Genomic DNA, 22419 nt, shown 5'->3' with positions numbered 1-22419 from the left:
TCCCTATGCCGGCTGACGGTCGAGGCACGCGTCCCACATCTGGTCGCGTTCCTCTTGGCTGATGCCCTTGAGCGTCTTATTGATAAGTTTGAGCAGCTTGTCCGAGCCCTTGCGGCAGCCGACGTTTGTCGTAACCTCCTGCTTAAAGCCCTCGCCCTCCGCAAAGCGAATGGGCACGATGCCCGGGTTTTGGGCCATATAGCCCTTCTCGTTCTCGGTGTTGTAGGTCACGGCGTCGCAGGTGCCCCGCAGCAGGTTCGAGAACACCGTGGGCACCGAATCGACCGGATTTTTGTGAACAACGCCTGGGATCTCGTCGATGACGGTATCGAGCATCGTGTCCTTTTGGCCGAGCACCGTGGCGCCGCTAAAGTCACTGAGCTTGGTCGCGTTTTGGTAGGGCGAGCCCTCTTTTACGAACAGGCCAAAGTAGCCGATAAAATACGGCTTGGAAAAGCCAACGGACTCCTCGCGCTCGGGCGTGGCGCTCATGCCGGCGATGATGAGGTCGATCTGGCCGTTGTTAAGCGAGTCGATAAGGCCCGAGAAGCTTTGCTTGACGGCGACGGGCTCGCCGCCGAGAGCCTTGCAGACAATCTTCGCAATCTGCACGTCGTAACCATCGGCGTAAGCGCCCTGCACGTTGTCGATGGGAATAGTGTACTCGCTGGCCTCGGAAACCTGCCAGTTGTACGGGGCGTAGGCCGCCTCCATGCCGATACGGATCTTGTCCTTGCCGATCACGGAATCGGACAGGTCGTCGCGACCGCCACCCGTCGTGGGCTGGACCACTTTGAGCGTGGACGGGCGCTGGCAGCCGGCAAGCACGCCGGCGACGACGGAAGCGCTCGCAGCGAGGGCGCTACCCAAGAAGATGCGACGACTGCACACCGGCTGGGCCTGCGCGTCGCGCTGTAGTCGAGGTTGCATCTGATGCCTTCCCTATTTTGCCTTACTGACAATAAGACAGGATATACGCCCGCAACCAGCAGCGCGGCATGTGCGCGAAAAAATAATAGATACACGAGGACGATTGGCGCAAAGCAGCCTGTCCCCCCATGCACCGCTTGGCATAAAAAAGGCAAGGCATAGACCTTCTGGTCATGCCTTGCCTTTTGAATGACAAATTGTCGCTCTGGGTGGCGCGCAGCGTCGACCGGTCCGTCGTTCGTTAGAACGGCGGAACCTCTAGAGCAGGGTAACGCTAAAGGAACGGGTGTCGGTAGCACCCGGCGCCAGCGTAATGGTGTTGACCTTGTGCTCAAAGACATCGTCCTCGGTGTCCATGGTGGTGTGGCCGGTCCAGGGCTCGAGCGCCACAAACGGGGCGTCGTTGGCGGCAGACCACACGCCGATGTACTTAAAGCCCTCAAAGTCGATCTTGACGCCGTGGCCCGACTTGCGGCCGCGCAGCGTAAGCGTGGAGCCCGGGGTATCGGCGAACATGATGGCATCGTTATCGAAGCTGCGGTGCGTGATGGGCAGCACGTCCGAGTTATCGGGGGCCTTGTAGCTACCCTCGAACGTCATGAGGCCATCGGGCGTGATGACGGGGGCCTCATTAGTCCAGGCCTCGGTAAACGCCAGCTCGTAATCCTCGAACGTCTCGTCCTCGGCACCGGGGGCGGGCACGTTAAATGCAGGATGGCCGCCCACCGAGAACGGCAGTTCCACGTCGCCGGTGTTGGTGACGGCAAAGGTCTGGGTAAGCGTGGCGTCACCGGTCAGGGCATAGGTCATGTTGAGCTTAAAGTGGAACGGGAAGGCCTTGAGCGACTCGGGCGTGTCGGTGATCTCGTAGGTGACGGACGAGCCGTCCTCGGAGACCTCGACCAGCTTGTGCTCGACGATGCGCGCGAGGCCGTGGCGCGGCATCTCGCAGGTGCCAGCCGCAGACGTCGCCGTGTTGTTGCGCAGCGATCCCACGATGGGGAACAGAATCGGCGCATGCTTGCCCCAAAAGGCGGGGTCGCCCTGCCACAAGTACTCGTTGCCGTTGAGGGCAAGGCTCGTGAGCTGGGCACCCATGGAATCGATGGCCGCGGTGAGGCCGCCGCGCTTGATGGTAGTGACGGTGGACATGCTACTTCCTCCAAAAGTAAACAACAGTGTCGAGGGCTATTGTCCCACTCTTGGCGGCGGGGTTGAGCGACAGGTGCAGTTATTGAGCAATAGCGTAAAGGTCAAACCCGCCCTGCGGCGTGCTATCGACCGTATCGGGCGCCTGTGAATTAAAACTCACCGGAACCATGCGCTTTGAGGCACGGTAACGCGTGCCGTCGGTGGCGACGGGCGGCTCATCGACCGTGAGCTCGTAGTCGCCGGGCTTGAGCTCGATGCCGTCACCTTCGGAATTGACGTATTGGTACTCGTCGATCGCTTGCCCCTTGAGCGTGCGACCCACGATATGGACGAGCATCTGGCTGTCGCCGCGCGCGGTGTCCCACGTCGCGCCGTCCTTGACCTCGACCGATACATGCACCGAGCGCGTGCGGCTGAGCGATTGCTCGACAGACATCTCGACCTTGGCGGCGTCTTTGCGCTGTTGTTCAACATGGCTCCAGACGTTTCCAATTACCGAGCATGCGATAACGCCGGCCATAAAGGCGATAAGGATGGGGCCAAGCGGAGAGCGACGTCCCGCATCTTCCTCGCGAGCCAGATCGGGGCGATGTGTGGGCGCAGGCGCCTGGGCACCCTGCGAGGGCACGTCGAGAATGCTGAAGGATGCCGTGCTGTCGGGATCGATAGTGTGACGCGGCTGCGGGGTCTTTGCCGGCGAGATGGACATGTCGGCTGGCTCACCCAGTGTGGCCGTGGCATCGGCCTTTGCCTCGTCGGCCTCAGCCTGGGCCCAAGCCTGCTCAAAGGTCAGAGGCTCGGCGGCATCGGAGGCGGCGTCAGGCTCGACAGCAGCATCGCTGCCGGTCTCGTCCTCGTCGCTCGACACGTCACGCGGCGCGGGCTCGTCCCACTCCTCGTCCGGAGCCTCGCCCTCGCTATACCACCATTCAAAGTTATCGATATCCATACGGGGCGCCCCCTTGGCCTCGCAAATAAACACTTGCTAGCCTTATACCCCCAGATGACACGGGAGCTCGCCGGCACAGACAGGAAAAGCGTCACAACATTCGACGCTTTTCCTCGTTTTCGAGATTTTCGCCGAATGTTGTGACGGTTTAGGCAGCAGCCACACCACGAATGCGACGAAGGAGCAGTCCCCTTGTCACATCTGGAGGGCGACGGGGATTTGGATGCAGCAGAAGTCCTCTTGGTGGGACTCGTCGTAGCTCGTGGTATCGAGGTAGCAAAAGTCGAAGGCGTTGCCGATGGGCTGGAGCGCGTGCTCGTCCATGCAGGCCACGATGGCGCGGATGCCTTCGGGCTCGTACGGCATGCCCCAGCGGCTCATGCACAGGTATGTGCCCTCGGGCAGCACTTCGATGCCGATCTCTGCCAGCTCGGCAGCGTCGCTCGGCAGCAGCTCCTCGGCACCGCGCGGCAGTACGGCAAAGGAGCCGGCACCGGCGATGGGATCGTCGGAATGCAGCGCCTCGCGACGCAGCATGGCGCCCCAACCGCGCATGGGGCGCGTGCCCGTCAGCGTGCGCATGCGCAGGATTGCCCGCATGAGCGTGGGGTGAAGCATCGAGCGACCGCGCTCGATATCGCCCGGAAACTCCTCAAAGACCACGTAGCGGCGCTCGAATTGCTTGAGTTCCGGACTGCCCTCGCGCTCGCGCCAGTAGACTGCCTCGTCGTAAAAGCTCAGGCGTTCCTGCACACTCGTGCGCTCAGCCTTGAGCCCGGCAATCTGCTTGTCGAGCGCCTGCACCCGCGAGCGCAGGTGATCGGTCATCTCGCCAATGTCGAACGTCGAGGTCAGGCGGTCAATCTCGTCGAGTTCGAGCCCCAGGTCGCGCAGCATGCAGATCAGACGCATGAGCGGGATCTGCGTGGGCGAATAGAAACGGTAGCCTTTTTCGTTAACCACGGCGGGCTTAAACAGGCCGATCTTGTCGTAGTAGATGAGCGTTTGGCGCGAAACGTTAAACAAACTCGCCATCTCGCTAATCGCATACATGCCCGTCTGCATAGGTCCTCCCGACACATCCTTTTTGCGCACAAAGCCCGCCGCCCACAGGGGCAGCGGGCTCAAACACTACTCGTATCCTACCCTAAAGACGCCTATGACCAGCGCTTATAGTTTGCACATGACACGCCGACGGCCTCGAGCGCCTTGGCGGCGATGTGATGCACCGCGTCATCGAGCGTGGCGGGGCCGTTGTAAAACGTGAGCATGGGCGGCATGAGCATGATGCCGGGCACGCGCGCCAGGCGCGCCATGTTATCGACGTGAATGGCGCTGAAGGGCGTCTCGCGCACCATGAGCACCAGGCGGCGCTGCTCTTTCATCTGCACGTCGGCCGCGCGCAACAACAGGTTTTCGCTGTAGCCGCTCGCAATGCCGGCGAGCGTCTTCATGGAGCAGGGCGCCACGATCATGCCGTCGACCGGATAGGTGCCGCTTGCGATGGCGGCGCCGATGTTCTTGTTGTCGTAGACCACATCGGCATGGCACGCAAACTCGTCGAGCGTCATGCCGAGCTCCTGCTCGATGGTAATCTCTCCCCCGCGCGTGACGACAAGCGCCGACTCGGCACCGGCCTGACGCAGGCATTTGAGGCACTCAAGGCCCAGCGCGGCACCGCTGGCGCCAGACACGCCAACGACAATGCGACGGGGACGGACAGAAGACTCAGGCATGACAACTCCTTAACTACTTGGTAGGGCTACTTACTAGAAAGCAATCTCCTTGGCCCACTTGTCCTTGTCGATCTCCATGAACTGCGAGCGGATGAAGTTCTTCTTGAGGTCGAACGGGACCGTGCAGTCGAAGATGGCCTTGCAGGCGATGCCGTGCTCGCGGATCGAAGGGTCGAACGCGGGGTCGTTGGACGGGTCGAGCACGTGGCAGTGGCAGCCGGGGATGGCGATGAGGTCCACGTCGGCCTGGAAGCGCGTGGTCATGGCCCACATCACGTCGCTCATGTCGAAGATGTCGACGTCTTCGTCAACCAGGATCACATGCTTGAGCTCGGAGAATGCCGAGAAGGCGAGCATGGCGGCGTTGCGCTGACGGCCCTCGTCATTTTTGCTCGACTTCTTGAACTGCATGATGGCAACGAACTTGCCGCCGCCACAGGGAGCAGCGTGGACGTTGAGCAGGCGGCCCGGGATAGCGGTCTCGACCATCTTGTAGATGGAAGCCTCGGTGGGGATACCGGCCATGGACACGTGCTCGTGCGAAGGGCCGATGCAGCTCTCCATAATGGGGTTGACACGCGTGGTGACGGCGGTGATCTTGATCACCGGGCAGACCTTGGCGCCGCCGGTGTAACCGGGGAACTCGGGCATGGCGTAGCCGTGGCCGTTGACGTCCTCGTTGATGGTCTCGTCGTGCATGAGGTAGCCCTCGAGCACGTACTCGGCATTGGCGATGCACTTCTGCGGAACGGTGACGCAGTCGGCAAGCTCGACAGCGTGGCCGCGCAGGGCGCCGGCAATTTGCAGCTCGTTGAAGCCGAGCGGTGTGGTGGGAGCCTCAAAACCGCAGCACATGTACACGGCGGGGTCCAAACCGATGGAGATGGAGATGGGCATGTCTTCGCCGCGCTGGCAGTACTCGTCAAAGAACGCGCCCAGGTGACGGCTGCCGGGGGTAATCCACATGGCAAGCTTATCCTTGTCGACGCAGGAGAAGCGGTGGATGGTCACGTCGGACTGGGAGCCGTCGGGGCTCGTGCCGTAGGCGAGGCCCATGGTGATGTAGGGGCCGCCGTCGACGGGCGTGTTGGTAGGAGCGGGAACGATCTTGCGCAGGTCAAAGCCCTCGTCGGTCGCCTTGTACACGACCTCCTGACAGTCGACGTGCGCACCCTCGGCGATCTGCTCGGGCGCGATCAGGTTCTCGAAGCGCTTGCCGATCTCGAGGCCCAGGTGCTCCTCGTCCAGGTCGAGCAGGGCGGCAACGCGCTTGCGGCTGGCAAGCATGCCGATGCAGACTTTGGCATCGTCAAAGCCCTTGACGTTGTTGAAGACCATCGCCGGACCCTCTTTGGTCGGGCGCATAACGGTGCCGCCGGCGCCGACGTGACGGTAGACGCCCGAGACCTCGGCGTCCGCGTCGACCTGAGTGTCGGTCTCGAGCAGCTGGCCCGGCATCTCGCGCAAAAAGTCGAGCGCGGAGCGCAGGTCGTGGATCTGGGAAGCATCGGTAGTGGACATAGCATGCTCCTTTCGGGAGAGTGCCCGGCGGCGAGGATGCCGCCGGGCTTGGTAACGTAATGGGGCCGCAGCGCTCATAGATGGGGCGCTCGGGCACTCGCAGTTCAAGCACTCGGCTAATTACAGCCAAGCACTCGACTGCTTACATCAGGCCAAAGAGGTGGAACCAGGCGGCCTCGACCAGCACGACGATAAAGACGACCGCGGTGAGGGGAATACCCATGCGCATGGCCTCTTTGGAGGTGTAGCCGCCGGCGTCCTTGCCCTCGCCGATAAGGATCGGCAGGTTGTGGAACGGCAGGATGTAGTGGATGTTGATGGACGTGAAGACGATGAGCGCCACGGCAAGCGGGCTTACGCTGGAGCCGGCCGCGAAGCTGATGAACGCCGGCACGCACACACCGAGCACGGCCATGACCGAGCCCATGAACATGTGGATGATCATGGAGAGCGCGGCGACGAGCAGGGCGAACAGGAAGATGTTCTCGGGCACGGAGCTGGGAAGCACGACGTCGGCGATCCAGGCGTTCATGCCGGTGGCGCCGCCCACGGAACCCACGGCCATGGCGGCCGTCAGGAACATGAGGGACTTGATGTCGACAGCGTTCCAGCTGGCAGGAGTGAGAACCTCGCCGATGATGGGCATGGCGAGCGCGACACCGATGGCAAGTGTCACCCAGCCGATGTAATCGCCCGAGACGGTAAGCCACAGCGCGATGGCGATGACAAGCCACACGATGGTGCGGATCTCCTTGACGGAGAGCATGCCGAGCGCGGCCTGCTTGGCCACGATCTGCTCGCGATCGTAAACGAGCTCCTTGCTGGGCTTAAAGAGGAAGAGGCCCAGGAACAGGGTGCACAGCAGCGCGACCAGCATAGGCACGCTCATGTACAGGAACCAGTCGACGAAGGACGGGCTCATGCCGCCGGCCTCGGCGCTGTACTGCGCGACGAGCGGGTTGAGTGTGGAGTCGCCCGTCAGGAAGAACATGGAGCCCGGGGCAGCAGCGGCAAACACGAGGAAGCCGAGCTTACCCTTGTCGTCGTCACCGTAGCCGGCGGACTCGGCGATGACCGAGACGACGGCGAGGATGAGGAAGGCGCGGGGGAACGGATGCGGGATCAGCAGCGACAGCACAAAGGTGAGCGCGAAGATCGAGATGATGAGCGACTTGGCGTCGCGCACGAACTTGAGCATAAACGCATAGGCGATGCGCTCGCCCAGGCCTGACTCCTTGACCGCGCTGGCGATGAGGTAGGCACCAATGACGAGCCACATGGTGGCTTTGGTCCACGAGCTAAACGTGGAGGCGACTGTCGCCGAGATGCTCGCGGCGCCCGTGTCGTCCACGCACACCTTGAACAGAACGAGCAGCGCGCAGTAGAGCAGGCCCACAAAGCCCGACTGCGCCACGCCACATGCCCAGAACACCACCGTGGCGAGCGTCAGTGCCAGACAGGTCTGAGCGCCGACCGTGAGCTCGACCGTCGAGCTCAGCTCCGCCAAAGGAAGAAACTTCACCAGCAAAAAGACAACGATACCCAGCACAAAGCCAATTTCGCGCTTGGTGATCTTAAACGCCTTCTTTTCCGCTTCCATCTCCCCACCTTTCTTGTTGGGGGGCGCTCCGGATTCGCAGCCACGTTGCCACTTAAAAAGGGGCGCCCGTTATCGGACACCCCTTACGTTGCGCTGTGTTGTTGCAATACAGTCAAGCGGGATTTTTGGATGAGAAGCGATCCTCTGGGCAAAAACCGTCACAACATTCGACGCTTTTCCTCGATTTCGAGATTTTCATCGAATGTTGTGACGGTTTGGATGTGGCAAAGGGACTGTCTTTTGTTTCACATAGCGAGATCCGTACGGATGGATGGGTCGCTGAGGGCCTCGCGGAGCCAGGGGGCCAGCTGCTCGGGGCGACCCCGCAGGTAGCCGTCGAGCTCGGACGGGGCGACCGGGCGCACCTCCGAGATCTCCTCTTGGTTGATATGCAGCTCGCCCGGCTCAACATGGGCTACGAACACCTCGCACCATTCGCACTCGCAGCGGCCGTCGCCGTGGTCCTCGCGGTACACCACGCGTCCGAGGTGCTTGAGCTGATCGGGCTCGCGCGTGATGCCAAGCTCTTCGTTGATGCGACGTGCCGTGGCGGCCGCGACGTCTTCCCCGGGGAGCGGATGGCCGGCACAGCCATCGGCCAGCACCCCGCCCCACAGGCGTTTGAGCGGACTGCGACGACAGAGCAGCAGGCGCGCGTCTTCGCCCTGGCCCTCGACCAGAAGCGTCAGAAATGCCTGATGCAGAATGCCCTCACCGGCATGGGCATCGATGCGGTCGACGGGGCCAAGCGTCTCGCCGGTCGCGGCATTGACCGCCACGACCTCGGCACCCGCGCCGCCCTCATCCCAGCCGGCGCGCAGAATGCGGGCTGCGGCCTCCTCGAGCGCGGCGATGAGCTCCTTGGTGGTGTCGAGCACGCGCTGCAGGTCGCCCCCGCTCGCCTGTTCAACATGAAAGCCCGTGCTCGCAACGACCGGCACGCCAAAGCGCGTGGCCAGCGCCGCCGCGATATCGTGCGCCGGAATTTCGTCTCGATGGCACGGAACAGCCAGGATGCTCACTGTCGCCGTGCGGCCGGGCTCGGGGCGCGGAATGGCCTGCGCCGTGGCGCCCAGGTGCGCGAACTCCGGCGAGCAGGCGTACACCGCCATGCCTCGCGGCGTCACCGTCAACTGGGCCTCGAGCGCAAACTTGCCCTCGCCTGCTGCAACCTTTGTCGTGTGCATACCCATGGGATCTCCTGTCGCCCGCAATGTACCTGAGACCATTTTCACCTGTATTGCGACTATACAGGCAAGCACAGCCTGCGACAAAGGGGGCAGGCACCTGGCACATTCTGTTAGAGTTGCAGGGATTGAATCCCGCTTATTCATGCGACATTGGAGTGACAACCTTGACCGCCGCAACCACGTCTAAAAGTAAGTCAACCGCCGCCGCGCTCTCCCCCGCGCGCACCAAGCTCTGCCTGGCGCTGCTCGTGCTGTTGGGATTCTCGCTCGGCTGCTCAGAGTTCGTGGTCATCGGCATCGAAAGCGACTTGGCAACGGAACTCGGCGTATCACTTGCCACTGCGGGCCAGCTCATCAGCGTGTTCGCGCTCGTCTATGCCATCGCCACGCCGGTGCTTGCGCTCAGCACGGGGCGATTCCGCCGCTACCAGTTGCTCGTGTACTACAGCATCGTCTTTGTGCTCGGCAACCTGGTCATGGCGTTGGCGCCCAACTTCCAGGTGCTCTTTATCTCGCGCATTGTCCTGGGATCCGTCTCGGGCGCACTGCTCGCCGTGGGTGTGACGTACATCCCCGAGCTGCTGTCCCCGCAGCAAACTTCGCTTGCCATCTCGGTGGTATATGGTGCGTTTTCCGTAGCAATGGTCTTTGTCACTTCGATCGGCAAGCTTGTGGCCGACACGCTCGACTGGCACGTTGCCATGTACGGCACGCTGGCCTTTGCCGTTCTGATCTGCGGAGCGCTCGTGGCGTTTATGCCGCGCGCCGGACAGACCGACGAACCCGCTACCTTCCGCGAACAGGCGAGTCTGCTGCGCGAACCGAGTATCATCACCGGCATGCTCATCTTCTTGTTTGGCGTGGGATCGGTCTATGTGTTTTACGGCTATATGACGCCCTATCTGGAGCAGGTGCTGGGCATGGGCACGGTCGAAGCCAGCACCACGCTCATGGCCTACGGCGTGTTCTGCCTGATCTCGAACATCCTGGGCGGATGGATTGATGCGCGCTTTGGCATGAAGGCGCTGCTCGTGACGTTTGTGCTGCAGGCTGTGGCGTTACTCGGGTTGTTTGCTGTGGGCGGCACCATGCCGCTCGCGCTGGTCTTTGTCTTTAGCTTGGCGATGCTCATGTACCTGTTCTCGGTGTCGTGCATCACACACTTTATGGACGTGGCGCGCAGCCGCCATCCCAAGTCGATGGTGCTCGCGAGTTCGGTTGAGCCCATGGCGTTTAACGTCGGCATCTCGTTTGGCACTGCGGTGGGCGGCGCCGTGGTAAGCAGCGTTGGCATTGCCTACGTGGGCGCCGTGGGCGCTGCGTTCTCGCTTGCGGCCTGGATGCTCACGCTGGTGACGATTAAGTTGGCTCGCTGGGAGCGCAAGCGGGCGAGGGCGTAGGCGTAGGCGCAGGCGTAGATGCGATACTCGAGCTCGATGATGACGATCGAAAGGAAACCGCATATGCAACGCGTACTGTTTATCTGCCATGGGAACATCTGCCGCTCGACGATGGCCGAGTCGGTGTTTACCGAGCTGGTGCACCGCGCTGGGCGCGCGGGCGAGTTTGTCATTGATTCCGCCGCGACCTCGACCGAGGAGATCGGCAACCCGCCACATCACGGTACCGTTGCCAAGCTACGCGAGGTCGGGATTCCCGTCGTTGCGCACCGTGCCCGCCAGGTGCGTCGCACAGAGTATGGCAACTGGGATCACATTGTCTATATGGATGCTGAGAACGCGCGCGGCCTGCGTCGCATCTTTGGCGACGACCCCGACGGCAAGATTACGCGCTTGCTCGATTGGACCGAGCACCCCGGCGACGTGGCCGATCCCTGGTACACCGGCAACTTCGATGCCACCTACCGCGATGTGCTCGCCGGTTGCACTGCCATGCTCGAGCAGATGTAGGTTCGCGGGCGCACAAACCGCGCGAACCGCGTCATCGGTATACATCGAGCGTGGATTTTCTCTCGTATACAGATCGAGCGTGGAAAATCTCCCACTTTGAGCGTTCAAGTGCGCTCTAAACGGGAGAAAATCCACGCTCATTTTCTCGGGCAGTGGAACTCGATACGACCAAGAGACTGCTCCTTTGTCACATTCGGGACTGGCCCTAGACCGGCTTGACCTCCAGCTTTATCCCCTCGGCACAAGAGTCGCCCAAAACATCCGAAAGGACCCAGGTCGCATATAGCGGCAAATAAAGAACAGCTCCGTTGCGCTCAACGTTGCCTCTCGAGAAAACAATCCCGAGCCTTACGCCATATTCGGCCGTATCAAGCACATGGCCGAGCGCAGCGTGCGCGTGGTAATAGGAGCCCGATTTAACCTCGATCGGGACAGCCGTCCCATCCGGTCCGTCGACCACAAAGTCCACTTCGCCGCGCTTTTTCGTCTGATAGTAGTAAAGCTGGCGATTCTGGGCAGCCAGCTGCTGGGCCACCACGTTTTCGTAAATGCCGCCCAGATTGGGCTCCTTGCTATCAAGATACGCCGCCTGGGCGACTCCAACGGGGTAGCGCGCCATCAACATGCCCGTATCCGATTGATATAGCTTGAACTGCGATGGCCGCGCCGTCTTGAGCAGGGGCGATTTTGGCTCGGTTACGATATCGGCCTTGAGAGCAACGCCGGCATCGACAAGCCAGACAAAATCTCGCTGGTACTTGTCGTAATGCGCCTTGGGGTCAATGGAATTGAGCACGAAGCGTTTGTTTTCGCCCTCGAGCATAATAGGGAGCTGATCGTAAATGCTCTGCACCTGAAGGGCTCGCCCGCTTGCATACTTAGAGATATCCCGCCGGTACTGTTCGTTGAGCTCTGACTGTAGCTGACGAACAGAGGCAAGGTCGCCCTGCGTGTCAAGGAAACGCTGCACGACCTCCGGCATTCCGCCGACAACGGTATAGGTCCTGAAGTTTGCCATCATCGCGTCATGAATGTAATCAGGAATGGGCTTTTCGCTGATACACGCATCGCGTATCGTTTGGCGAGCTCCCTCGCTCACCCCGATCGCCCAGCAAAACTCCTCAAAATCGAGCGGGAACATCCTAAGCTCGTGAACATATCCCACAGGATAGGACCTAACGCCCTTGAACTGGGTCCCGAGCATTGACCCCGAAAACGCCCAGTGGCACCTCCCGTCCTCAACAAGGAACTTTGCCATCGTCATGATGTCGGGGGCCTCTTGGACCTCATCGATAAACACGAGCGTTTTGCCTGGCGCTATCGGCTTTCCCGAAAGAAGCGTCACCCTGCTGATGAAATCATCGGCATCCCGTGCCTCGAGAAGAGCATCTTTTGCCTGGCGATTTTCCGCGAGATTGAGCTCGATATAGGTTGCGTAGTTTGACTTACCGAACTCGCGAATCGAGTAGCTCTTACCGATTTGGCGAGAACCCGTGACGAACAACGCCTTTCGTTCAATGGATCTCTGCCAACAATCAAGATCATCAGCGATTTTCCTGCGCAACATGAGCTCTCCCATCGCCTCGATAAATGAAATGCAGATATTTATATCGACTATTATCGATGAAATGCAGAGATTTTTAGTACCGAAATTGGATGAAATGCAGAAATTTGAGCTTACTCGCGCACAGAACAACGACGCGTGCGCCTAAGCATGGGCATAAGTGAGGTCGGGATTCTCGCATACAAATCGAGCGAGGACTATCTCCCACTTTGAGTGCGAAATTGCGCCCAAAACGGGAGATAATCCACGCTCGATATTTCGACGGGAGAAAATCCTCGCTCGGTTACTCGTCGACGATCTCGGCAAGCCAGACGTTCAGCGTATCAATCTCGGGGCAGCAGAACTTTGCCGTGCCAGGCTCGTTGCCAGGCACGGTTCCGCCATAGCGCAGGATATCGATATAGGGAAAGCCCACGTGACAGGCCATGGCGCACATCTTGCCGCGGTCTCGGTCAAAGTCAAAGACGTCGCCCGGCTTGTGACCATGGTGGCAGCGGCACGTCCCCAGCTGGTCCACGCAGCTCACGCGGATACGCGGCCGCTTGCCACGCGGCGCGCCGAGCGGCCTGTTCTCGCCCGCAGGCTTGACGCCGCCCTCGCCAGCGTTACTCATGGTCAATCACATCCAGGCAGGCCTCGATGGGAAGGCCGGCCGACTTGTCCTCTTGGTCGGCATTGCGCTCGATAAGCTCAGCCACCACACGCATGGCATCGGACGTCGCGCGCTGCAGACTCCAACCTGCCATAACGCGGCCCATGAGCACCGCCGAGAACGTATCGCCCGTGCCCGGGAAATAGACCGGAATGAGCTCAAAGGGAATCGTGAAGTACTCCCCCGCCACATGGTCGTAACCGATAACCGCGTTCGTGCCATTTACCACGGCGCTCGTAATGACCACCGACTTGGCACCCAGCTCGCGCACGGCGTCCACAAGGGCGCGGGCCTCATCGGGCGTGATCTGCTCTGCAATAGGCGTATCGGCGAGCAGACAGGCCTCGGTGTAGTTGGGCACCGCGTAGTCTGCGCACTCCAGCAGGTGCCGCATAAGGCCAATCGTGGACTCGGGCACACCGGCATAGAGCTTGCCGTTGTCGCCCATGATGGGATCGACGAACACCTTGGTGCCCTTTTGCGCGCGGCGGTGGCAAAAGTCCGAGATGATACGCGTCTCTTCCTCGGTCACGATAAAACCGGTGGAGATGGCGTCGAACTCAAAGCCGAGCTCCTCCCAGATGGCGAGGCTCTGGCGCACGTACTCGGTGGTGTCGTGGATGTAGAACTTGGGATAGTTGAGCGTATCGGACACAAGTGCCGTCGGCAGGTTATGGATACGGTAGCCCATGTGCGACAGCACCGGCAGCATGGCGGAAAGCGCGACCTTGCCGTAGCCGCACATATCGTTAATCAGCAGCAGCTGAGTATTCTTCATGAGGGTCTCCCTTGTTTCGGGCGCGGCGCGGCAGCGCCACAGTGCGACTAAGTGTAGCGCAGGGGACGTTGTGAACGGGCGCTGGCACCGTGGAGGTCAAATTGTTGCGGAAAGGTTTCGGAAATGGGGGCTGTTTGCTCCATAGCGGCCTAGTTGATGCTACTCATATAGCTCCATTTCAAAACTATGCCTATTTACTACGTTTAACCGCCCGCCTCCAACCACAGCGAATTTCTCTCCAACAAAACCGCAGGTAGATAGCTTGCGTTTTTTCAGAAACAGCTGTTGTGGTCAGCGATGCTGGATTCATCGTAGTAATTAGGCATAGTTTTTGGCAAGGCCGCTTCGAAAGGCATCATCGCAGCCCAAAACGATACCTTTTCCTTCGTCCCCAAGGGATCAGATTGCCGCTTAGGAGCGTTTGCAGCGTCGAGCGGTTACGGCGTTTGGTAAAACGCCGTAACTTAATAAGTTTGGTACCTTGACATTTATTTCTTGCACTCCTAAATTAGTTAGGCACAAAACAATTGCACTACCTAACTAAAGAAAGGAGCGAAGCTTAGATATGTGTGTTGAACCACTCGTCCTTCCGCATGAGCCCGGCGGTGACCCGTCGCAACCGGTAGACATACCCGAAGCGGTCAGCGCCGAAGACAAACTCGCCAAGCGCATCCTGAGCGGCCTGGGCTTTTGCGGCCATTACATGCATTTTCATGGCGGAGGCGTGTCCGGCAAGGCGCCCATCATCTGCCTGCTGGCCAAGCAACCCGGCGGCGAGATGTCGCAGCAGGAACTCGGCATGCACTTTGACCTCAAGCCGGGGTCGCTTTCCGAGATCCTGTCCAAGCTCGAGCTCAACGGCCTCATCGAGCGCAGCCGTAACCCCAAGGATCGACGGCAGCTCACCATTCGCCTGACCGAAACCGGCCGGGAAAACGCCCGCATCGACCAGGCGGCCCGCATTCGCTTTAGAGAGCAAGCCTTTAGTGCCCTCACCCACGACGAGCGCGAGCAGCTCGCCGAAATGCTCGAGAAAATCCGTGTAACCTGGGAGGAACTGGATGATTAAAACCCTCATGGGCAGCATCCGCGACTATATGAAAGTCACTGTTGCCACGCCATTGCTCGTGCTTGGCGAGGTGCTCTGCGAGATGCTGATTCCATTTATCACCGCCAACCTAATCGACGCCATCAAAGACGGTGCCACCGTAGCCGAGATGCTTCCCACCGCGGGTTTTTTGGTGCTCATCGCGCTTACGTCGCTTGCTTTTGGCGCCGCGGCCGGCATCACCTGCAGCCATGCGAGTTGCGGCTTCGCCAAGAATCTGCGTCACGACCTGTTCTACAAAATCCAGACGTTCAGCTTTGCCAACATCGATGAGTTCTCGAGCTCCTCGCTCGTCACGCGCCTGACCACCGACATCAACAACGTGCAGCAGGCCTTTATGATGATCATCCGCATCGCCGTGCGCGCGCCGCTGGTCTTGATCTTCGCCTTTACCATGGCATTTATCATGGGCGGCAGCGTCGCCATGGTCTACCTGGTCATCATTCCGCTGCTGGGCTTTGGACTGTTCTTTATCATCTTTAAGGTGCGCCCCATCTTCTCGCGCGTGTTCCACAAGTACGATGCCCTTAACGAGTCCGTCGAGGAAAACGTCACCGGCATGCGCGTGGTTAAGAGCTACGTACGCGAAGACTTTGAGAAGGAGAAGTTCGCGACCGCCGCGCGCGACGTCCAGATGGACTTCACCCGCGCCGAGAAGCTGCTCGCCTTTAACAACCCCATGATGAACATCTGCGTCAACGGCGCGTTTGTCGTCATCATCTACCTGGGCTCCAAGCTCATCATCACGAGCCAGGGCACGCTGTTCGACGTGGGCCAGCTCTCCTCGACCTTTACCTATGGTTTCCAGATTCTCATGAGCCTGATGCAGCTGTCGATGATCTTTGTCATGGTGACCATGGCCGACGAATCGGCACACCGCATTGCCGAGGTGCTGGCCGCCGAGCCCACGATCGCCGATCCCGCCGAGCCCGTGCTCGAGGTTGCCGACGGTTCCATCGACTTTGACCACGTGAGCTTTAAGTATTCCAAGCATGCGAAGCGCCAGGCGCTCGACGATATCGACCTGCACATTACGAGCGGCGAGACCATCGGCATCATCGGCGGCACCGGCTCGGCCAAGTCCACGCTCGTTAACCTCATCGCCCGCCTGTACGACACCACCGAAGGCGCTGTGCGCGTGGGCGGCGTGGACGTGCGCGACTACGACCTGGACGCGCTGCGTCACCAGGTCGCCATGGTGCTGCAGAAAAACGTGCTGTTTAGCGGCACCGTCGCCGAGAACCTGCGTTGGGGCGACCCGAACGCCACCGACGAGGAAGTCCGCGAGGCGGCGCATCTGGCCTGCGCCGACGAGTTTGTCGACGGTTTCCCCAAGGGCTACGACACCTGGATCGACCAGGGCGGCTCTAATGTTTCGGGCGGTCAGAAGCAGCGCCTGTGCATTGCACGCGCCCTGCTGCGTCGCCCCAAGATCTTGATCCTGGACGACTCCACCAGCGCCGTCGACACCAAGACTGACGCCAAGATTCGCGCAGGTCTGGCAAGTTATCTGCCCAACACGACCAAGCTCATCATCGCCCAGCGCATCAGCTCCGTGCAGGACGCAGACCGCATCATTGTCATGGAGGGCGGCCGCATCGCACAGATCGGCAACCACGAAGAGCTGCTCAAGACGAGCGAGATCTACCGCGAGACCTTTACCTCTCAAAACAAGATGTCTGCCGAGGGCGAAGGGGCCGTCGAGGCCGACACCGAGGCATCCGCAACGCAAGCTCAGACCCAGGAAGGAGGCGAGGCACATGAGTAAGGCAACGACCGCCGAGCGCGCGCTCAACCGCAAGGGCGGCACCATGTCGCGCCTCATCAAGACGCTCTTTGGCTTCTATCCTGTGCTTTTGCCCCTCGTCGTCGCCGGCGTGGTGCTCTGCGCCATCATCAACTCCATCGGCGCGACCTTCCTGCAGAGCGCCCTGCAAATTATTAGCGAATCGTGGCAGTCGGGCGATTGGGAAGCCGCGCAGCCCAAAATCGCACAGCTCGTGACCACCCTCGCCTGCATCTACGGCGTCGGCGTCCTGTCCTCGCTCTTCTGGAACCGCGCCATGGCTATCGTCACGCAGGGCTCGCTCGAGAAGCTGCGCGAGATGATGTTCAACCGCATGCAGGACCTGCCGATCCGCTACTTCGACACGCACCAGCGCGGCGATATCATGAGCCACTACACCAACGACATCGACACGCTACGTCAGATGATCAGCCAGTCGCTGCCCAACCTGCTCATGACGATCATCATCATCGTCACGGTGTTCTTTATCATGCTGTACTACAGCGTGTGGATGTGCCTGGTCATCATCGCCGGCGTCGCCTTTATGACCTTTATGACCAAGCTGCTCGGCTCCAACTCCGCGCGCTTCTTCATTGCGCAGCAGACCGAGCTCGGCGTGGTCGAGGGCCATATCGAGGAAGTCATGAACGGCCAGAAGGTCGTCAAGGCGTTCTGCCACGAGTCTGCCGCCGAGGCCGATTTTGACGAGCGCAACGAAAAGCTCTTCGAGGTCTCCCAGAAGGCCAACATGTACGCCAACATCCTCATGCCCATCCTTATGAACCTGGGCAACCTGCTCTACGTGCTGGTCGCACTGGCGGGCGGCATTTTCCTGGCGCTGGGCGTGCCCAACCTGAGCATCTCGGGCATGGCGCTGTCCATCGCCGTCGTGGTGCCGTTCCTCAACATGACCAAGCAGTTCTGCGGACAGATCGGCCAGATCTCACAGCAGATCAACGCCGTGGTCATGGGCCTCGCCGGCGCCGACCGCATCTTTGAGCTCATCGACGAGGAGCCCGAGGCCGACGAGGGCTACGTGACACTCGTCAACGCGCAGGTGAACCCCGAAACCTGGGAGCTCGAGGAGGCCGACCACCACACCGGCATGTGGGCATGGAAGCATCCGCACCGCGCAACCGGCGAGATCGAGTACGTACCGCTGCGCGGCGACCTGGTCATGGATAACGTCGACTTTGGTTACACGCCCGACCACGAGGTGCTGCACGGCGTGTCCGTGTTTGCCAAGCCGGGCCAGAAGGTCGCGTTTGTCGGCGCCACCGGTGCCGGTAAGACGACCATCACCAACCTCATCAACCGCTTCTACGACATTGCCGACGGCAAGATCCGCTACGACGGCATCAACGTCAACAAGATCCGCAAGGCCGACCTGCGCCGAAGCCTGGGCGTCGTGCTGCAGGACGTGAACCTGTTCACCGGCACCGTGATGGACAACATCCGCTACGGCAACCTGGACGCCACCGACGAGGAGTGCATCGCAGCGGCCAAGCTCGCGGGCGCAGACGACTTTATCACCCGCCTGCCCGACGGCTACGACACCATGCTCACCGGCAACGGCGCACAGCTGTCGCAAGGCCAGCGCCAGCTGATCTCGATCGCCCGCGCCGCCGTCGCCGATCCGCCGGCGATGATTCTGGACGAGGCTACGTCGAGTATCGACACCCGCACCGAGGCCATCGTGCAGGAGGGCATGGATAAGCTCATGGAGGGCCGCACGACGTTTGTCATCGCGCACCGCCTGTCCACCGTGCGCAACTCCGACGCGATCATCTGTCTGGATCACGGCCGCATCATCGAGCGCGGCAACCACGACGAGCTGATCGCCAAGCGCGGGTATTACTACCAGCTGTACACGGGTGCATTTGAGCTGGAGTAGGAACGGTTACTGACGGAGGGTGCCCCGGGGCGTCGAGGTAATTCCTCCGTGCTCAAACATTCTCGCTTCGCTGCGAAACTGCGCGCGGAGGAAATACCCCGCCGCTCCGGGGCACCCTCCTGCGCGCAATCAGCCCGTTGTTTAAAACGGAATAAAGGTTAGTGAGGCCCTGGCCGTTTGGCCAGGGCCTCGTTTTGTTAGTCTTTTTGGGACGGGGCTTTTTGACTACTTTGAGGGTGCGCAGGCAGGGCGGCAAAAGTAGCTAAAAAAGCCCCGTCCCAAAAAGACTACCCGCGCCAAATGAGCTAGTTGAGGAGTTGGGCCATGGCGTTGACGAATTTTTGTACTTGGAGGGTGGGCTCGAGCGGGTAGTGCAAGAAGACCGGCACCTCGCGGCCACATAGGAACGGCACGCCTACAAAAGCCGGGTGCACGCCCGACCATGCGCCGCAGGTGAGCACCGCGTCGCCCTTTTCCTCCGCCTCGTTAAAGAGCGCAAAGTCAAAACTGTCCACGTCGATCACGTCCACGCCGCCGTCGGCCAAAAGATCGATGCGCAGGCTGTCCATGGCGTCGTTGCCGTGGCGCAGTACGCGCAGACGCATACCCTCCAAGTCGGCAACCGTAATGCGATTCTTGCGCGCCAGCGGGCTCGTGCGCGGCAGATCGATATAAAACGGCACGTTGACAATGCGGAGCTTTTGGCAGGCATCACCCCAGCGTGGGGTAGAAAAACTCGATTGCACCACATCGACCTCGCGGCCCAAGCTACGCATGACGGTCTCGCGCTCGTCGTAGAGATCGCTTACCGGCACGATTTCAAATCGCAGCGACGGTTCCAGATCGTGGATGCCCGACCACATCGACAGCGTTTGGCGCCCCGGGCACATCATCGACACGCCCAGGCGCACGGCACCGCCATCGCCCGCCGCGCGTCGGGCACGGCGCAGCGCGTCCTCGGACTGCCGCATGATCGAGCGCGCGTCGTCCACCAGTAGTGCGCCGGCCGGCGTCACTTTGACGCCCGAGTGCGAGCGTTCGAACAGCGTGATGCCGAACTCGGCCTCGAAGCCCGACACCTGCTTGACGAGCGCCGGAGTCGACACGCGCAATTGTGCCGCCGCACGCGAGAAGCTTCCCAGCTCCGCGGCGGCCGATATGGCCTCAAGTCGTCGATCGTACACGTCAATCTCCCGTTTTCGCGCCCGTGGCCACATGGTGCCACAGGAGGTTGTTTTCGCAGGTCATGCGCTCAATTGAGAATAAACTGCATCGCACGGTGTAAACCTACGGTTAACACCATTCTAACAAATATGCAATTCACCTGCGTAAATGCAAAGCATACGATAACCAGCGAAAACCACGTGGGTCGATTAATGAGAGCGGCCCACAGGGAGGCACAAGAAGGGAAGTTCCTATGAGCAATTGGCTTAAGCTCGAGGGCGATGTCTGCGCCGTGACTGGCGCGCTCGGCGGTATGGGCGTCGAGATTTGCCGCGAGTTCGCCCGCAACGGCGCCAATGTCGTCCTGCTCGACCTGGACGAGGAGAAGGTCAAGGCCGCAGCCGCCGACCTCGCCGCCGAGTTTGGCATCCACGCCGAGGGCTACAAGATGAATGCCTGCGACGAGGCCGAGGTTCAGGCCGCCGTCGACGCCACCATCGCCGAGTTCGGCCGCGTCGACGTTCTCGTCAACACCGCCGGCATCCTGCGCTTCGCCGCCATGGAGGACCTGCCGCTGAGTGACTGGAACGAGGTCATCAACGTCAACCTCACCGGCTATTTCATCACCTCGCAGCGCTTTGGTCGCGAGATGATCAAGGCCGGCCAGGGTCGCCTGGTCCACATCTCGACCGTTGCCAGCCACTCCCCCGAGACGTTCTCGGGCGTGTACAGCTCCACCAAGGCGGGCGTCAACATGATGTCCAAGATGCTGGCTGCCGAGTGGGGCCCCTACGGCGTGCGCTCCAACTGCGTCGAGCCCTGCTTTGTCAAGACCCCGATGTCGGCGAGCTTTTACGCCGACCCCGAGGTCGAGAAGAGCCGCAGCCGCCTGATCGCCACGCGCCGCATCGGTGAGGTCAGCGATATCGCCAACGCCGTCATGTTCCTGGCGTCCAAGCGCTCGGACTTTACCACCGGCGACGCTATCAAGGTCGATGGCGGCTTCTCCAACATGATGGGCGACCTCACCGCCAAGCCCGGCGGCCGTCGCGCCTTTGCCGACAACTACCTCAAGAACAAGGGTGTCGAGCTTTGGTCCGATGAGTCCGGCGTCGCAAAGCCGACTGACCAGTAAACCAGCCTGACAGGGAGGCTCGCGGTGACGCCCGCTCCTCCCCGCATCGATTAGAAAGAGTCCAATGGCTTCCACCAACTCCAACAAGGGTCGCGCCGTCGTGCTTTCCGCCGCGTGCGTCACCATGTTCTTCATCAGCTCCATCGCGCTGTATTCCGTTGTGAGCAAGAACCTGCTCGCCGTCTATCCCGAGTGGTCCAGCGCTCTTACCTGGGCTTTCCCGGTCTTCCAGACCATCATGGCCGTGACGGGCATCTTCGCCGGCCGCATCTCCGATAAGATCGGCCCGCGCAACGTCGTGATCGCCGCCGCCGTGTGCTACGGCGTGGGCTGGTTCATGTCCGGCACCGTCACCGAGCCGTGGCAGTTCTACCTGTGGTTCTCGCTCGTCGCCGCCATCGGCAACGGCCTGGGCTACAACCCCGCGCTCACCACCGGCCAAAAGTGGTTCATCGACAAAAAGGGCCTCGCCTCCGGCATCACCCTGGCCGCTTCGACCGCCGGCCCCGCCGTGCTGTCCCCGGTGCTCGCCTCGCTGCTCATCCCGAGCCTTGGCATCTTTGGCGCCCTTAAGGCACTCGGCGTCATCTTCTTTGTGACGATCGCCGCCTCCGCCCTGTTCCTGAAGGCCCCCGAGGCCGGTTGGCTGCCCGAGGGCTTCGAGGCCCCCAAGGGCGGCGCGCACGCCGGCACCTTCGGCGACCTCACCCCGGGCGAGATGGTCAAAACCCCGCGCTTCTGGGTCCTCATCGCCACCTTCGCCTTCGCCGCCACCGCGGGCACCCTGCTCGTGGGCAAGGTTGCCTCCATCGCCGCTGTCCAGCTCTTCGCCGACCCCACGAGCGCCGCGGCCGTCGCCCTCGGCGGCGTGGTCGTCTCCGTCAACACCTGCGCCAACCTGGTCGGCCGTCTGTCCTTTGGCCAGATCATCGACAAGATCGGTGCCTACAAGTCGCTGCTCATCAGCCTTGTCGTGACCATCGTCGCCCTCGTCATCATGTCGATGAGCTTTACGCAGAGCATGTTCTTTGTGGCGCTCGCCCTGCTCGGCTTTAGCTTTGGCGCCCTGCTCGTCATCTACCCGCCGCTCACCGGTGGCGCCTTTGGCACCAGCAACATCGGCGTCAACTACGGCATCATGTTTTTGGGCTACGCCGCCTCTACCTGGATCAGCCAGCCCATCACTGCCGTGCTGTATCACGCCGAGGCCGGCAGCGCCGCCTACCAGCAGTCCTTCTACGGCGCCATCGTGATCGCCGCCATCGCCGTCGTGCTCACCCTCTACATGATGGTCTCCGACAGCAAGAAGAAGTCCGCCTAGTTTTACCGATGTGACAAAGGGACTGTCCC

19 protein-coding genes are annotated in these 22419 nt (G+C 61.0%); 7 read left to right on the top strand and 12 right to left on the bottom strand.

Features of this window, described 5'->3' with window-relative positions; translation table 11 throughout:
• Window positions 1-3: 3 nt before the first annotated feature.
• The 8 genes from AAAT03_RS07270 to AAAT03_RS07235 all read right to left on the bottom strand — a co-directional run bounded on the left by AAAT03_RS07270 (window position 4) and on the right by AAAT03_RS07235 (window position 9081).
• Window positions 4-930: a transporter substrate-binding domain-containing protein gene (locus AAAT03_RS07270; RefSeq protein WP_349102991.1), complete on the bottom strand. Its 927-nt coding sequence runs from the start codon at window positions 928-930 to the stop codon at window positions 4-6.
• Between the two features lie 258 nt (window positions 931-1188).
• Window positions 1189-2082 carry an aldose 1-epimerase family protein gene (locus AAAT03_RS07265; RefSeq protein WP_349102990.1) on the bottom strand — a complete coding sequence of 298 codons (894 nt, stop codon included), beginning with the start codon at window positions 2080-2082 and terminating at the stop codon, window positions 1189-1191.
• A gap of 79 nt (window positions 2083-2161) precedes the next feature.
• Window positions 2162-3031 carry a hypothetical protein gene (locus AAAT03_RS07260; protein ID WP_117646269.1) on the bottom strand — a complete coding sequence of 290 codons (870 nt, stop codon included), beginning with the start codon at window positions 3029-3031 and terminating at the stop codon, window positions 2162-2164.
• 195 nt (window positions 3032-3226) lie between these two features.
• Window positions 3227-4096 carry a MerR family transcriptional regulator gene (locus AAAT03_RS07255; protein WP_349102989.1) on the bottom strand — a complete coding sequence of 290 codons (870 nt, stop codon included), beginning with the start codon at window positions 4094-4096 and terminating at the stop codon, window positions 3227-3229.
• A 92-nt stretch (window positions 4097-4188) separates the two neighbouring features.
• Entirely contained in the window at window positions 4189-4767 is a 579-nt protein-coding gene (locus AAAT03_RS07250; protein WP_117800286.1) for a UbiX family flavin prenyltransferase, read from the bottom strand.
• 33 nt (window positions 4768-4800) lie between these two features.
• Window positions 4801-6288 carry a UbiD family decarboxylase gene (locus AAAT03_RS07245; protein WP_349102988.1) on the bottom strand — a complete coding sequence of 496 codons (1488 nt, stop codon included), beginning with the start codon at window positions 6286-6288 and terminating at the stop codon, window positions 4801-4803.
• Window positions 6289-6430: 142 nt separating this feature from the next.
• On the bottom strand, window positions 6431-7888 hold the full coding sequence (locus tag AAAT03_RS07240; RefSeq protein ID WP_349102987.1) for an SLC13 family permease: 1458 nt from the start codon (window positions 7886-7888) through the stop codon (window positions 6431-6433).
• Between the two features lie 245 nt (window positions 7889-8133).
• The gene (locus tag AAAT03_RS07235; protein WP_349102986.1) at window positions 8134-9081 is read right to left on the bottom strand and encodes an NUDIX domain-containing protein; all 948 of its coding nucleotides are present in this window, start codon (window positions 9079-9081) and stop codon (window positions 8134-8136) included.
• A gap of 161 nt (window positions 9082-9242) precedes the next feature.
• On the opposite strand from AAAT03_RS07235, the gene AAAT03_RS07230 reads away from it, so the two are divergent.
• Both AAAT03_RS07230 and AAAT03_RS07225 read left to right on the top strand, forming a co-directional pair.
• The gene (locus AAAT03_RS07230; RefSeq protein ID WP_349102985.1) at window positions 9243-10478 is read left to right on the top strand and encodes an MFS transporter; all 1236 of its coding nucleotides are present in this window, start codon (window positions 9243-9245) and stop codon (window positions 10476-10478) included.
• Window positions 10479-10541: 63 nt separating this feature from the next.
• A complete protein-coding gene (locus AAAT03_RS07225) occupies window positions 10542-10988 on the top strand; it encodes a low molecular weight protein-tyrosine-phosphatase (RefSeq protein WP_271729445.1) in 447 nt (148 codons plus the stop codon).
• Window positions 10989-11193: 205 nt separating this feature from the next.
• Here AAAT03_RS07225 and AAAT03_RS07220 read toward each other — a convergent pair whose 3' ends face one another.
• The 3 genes from AAAT03_RS07220 to AAAT03_RS07210 all read right to left on the bottom strand — a co-directional run bounded on the left by AAAT03_RS07220 (window position 11194) and on the right by AAAT03_RS07210 (window position 13982).
• Window positions 11194-12555: an ATP-binding protein gene (locus AAAT03_RS07220; RefSeq protein WP_349102984.1), complete on the bottom strand. Its 1362-nt coding sequence runs from the start codon at window positions 12553-12555 to the stop codon at window positions 11194-11196.
• Window positions 12556-12835: 280 nt separating this feature from the next.
• Window positions 12836-13165: a TIGR04076 family protein gene (locus AAAT03_RS07215; protein ID WP_199412187.1), complete on the bottom strand. Its 330-nt coding sequence runs from the start codon at window positions 13163-13165 to the stop codon at window positions 12836-12838.
• Window positions 13158-13982, bottom strand: coding sequence for a PfkB family carbohydrate kinase (locus AAAT03_RS07210; RefSeq protein ID WP_117773877.1), 825 nt, complete (start codon window positions 13980-13982; stop codon window positions 13158-13160). The genes AAAT03_RS07215 and AAAT03_RS07210 overlap by 8 nt, the downstream gene beginning before the upstream one ends.
• A gap of 565 nt (window positions 13983-14547) precedes the next feature.
• Here AAAT03_RS07210 and AAAT03_RS07205 point away from each other — a divergent pair.
• From AAAT03_RS07205 to AAAT03_RS07195, 3 genes are read left to right on the top strand one after another with little or no spacing between them, the layout of a single operon-like run.
• Complete coding sequence (locus tag AAAT03_RS07205) at window positions 14548-15051, top strand: MarR family winged helix-turn-helix transcriptional regulator (protein WP_117800283.1); 504 nt, start codon at window positions 14548-14550, stop codon at window positions 15049-15051.
• Window positions 15044-16858 (top strand): ABC transporter ATP-binding protein, encoded by a 1815-nt coding sequence (locus AAAT03_RS07200; protein WP_349102983.1) that lies wholly within the window; start codon window positions 15044-15046, stop codon window positions 16856-16858. Before AAAT03_RS07205 ends, AAAT03_RS07200 begins: the two co-directional genes overlap by 8 nt.
• A complete protein-coding gene (locus AAAT03_RS07195) occupies window positions 16851-18770 on the top strand; it encodes an ABC transporter ATP-binding protein (RefSeq protein WP_117582975.1) in 1920 nt (639 codons plus the stop codon). Before AAAT03_RS07200 ends, AAAT03_RS07195 begins: the two co-directional genes overlap by 8 nt.
• 305 nt (window positions 18771-19075) lie before the next feature.
• Here the strand turns inward: AAAT03_RS07195 and AAAT03_RS07190 are convergent, their stop codons facing one another.
• A complete protein-coding gene (locus AAAT03_RS07190) occupies window positions 19076-19954 on the bottom strand; it encodes a LysR family transcriptional regulator (protein ID WP_253057144.1) in 879 nt (292 codons plus the stop codon).
• Window positions 19955-20187: 233 nt separating this feature from the next.
• On the opposite strand from AAAT03_RS07190, the gene AAAT03_RS07185 reads away from it, so the two are divergent.
• Window positions 20188-21069 (top strand): SDR family oxidoreductase, encoded by an 882-nt coding sequence (locus tag AAAT03_RS07185; protein WP_349102982.1) that lies wholly within the window; start codon window positions 20188-20190, stop codon window positions 21067-21069.
• 64 nt (window positions 21070-21133) lie between these two features.
• Window positions 21134-22390, top strand: coding sequence for an MFS transporter (locus tag AAAT03_RS07180; RefSeq protein WP_117736617.1), 1257 nt, complete (start codon window positions 21134-21136; stop codon window positions 22388-22390).
• Window positions 22391-22419 lie beyond the last annotated feature (29 nt).

The sequence above is a fragment of the Collinsella sp. CLA-AA-H167 genome, assembly GCF_040095305.1.
Classification (GTDB): domain Bacteria; phylum Actinomycetota; class Coriobacteriia; order Coriobacteriales; family Coriobacteriaceae; genus Collinsella.
The sequence above is the reverse complement of the archived record's forward strand: the minus strand, read 5'-3'. Positions and strand labels throughout refer to the sequence as shown.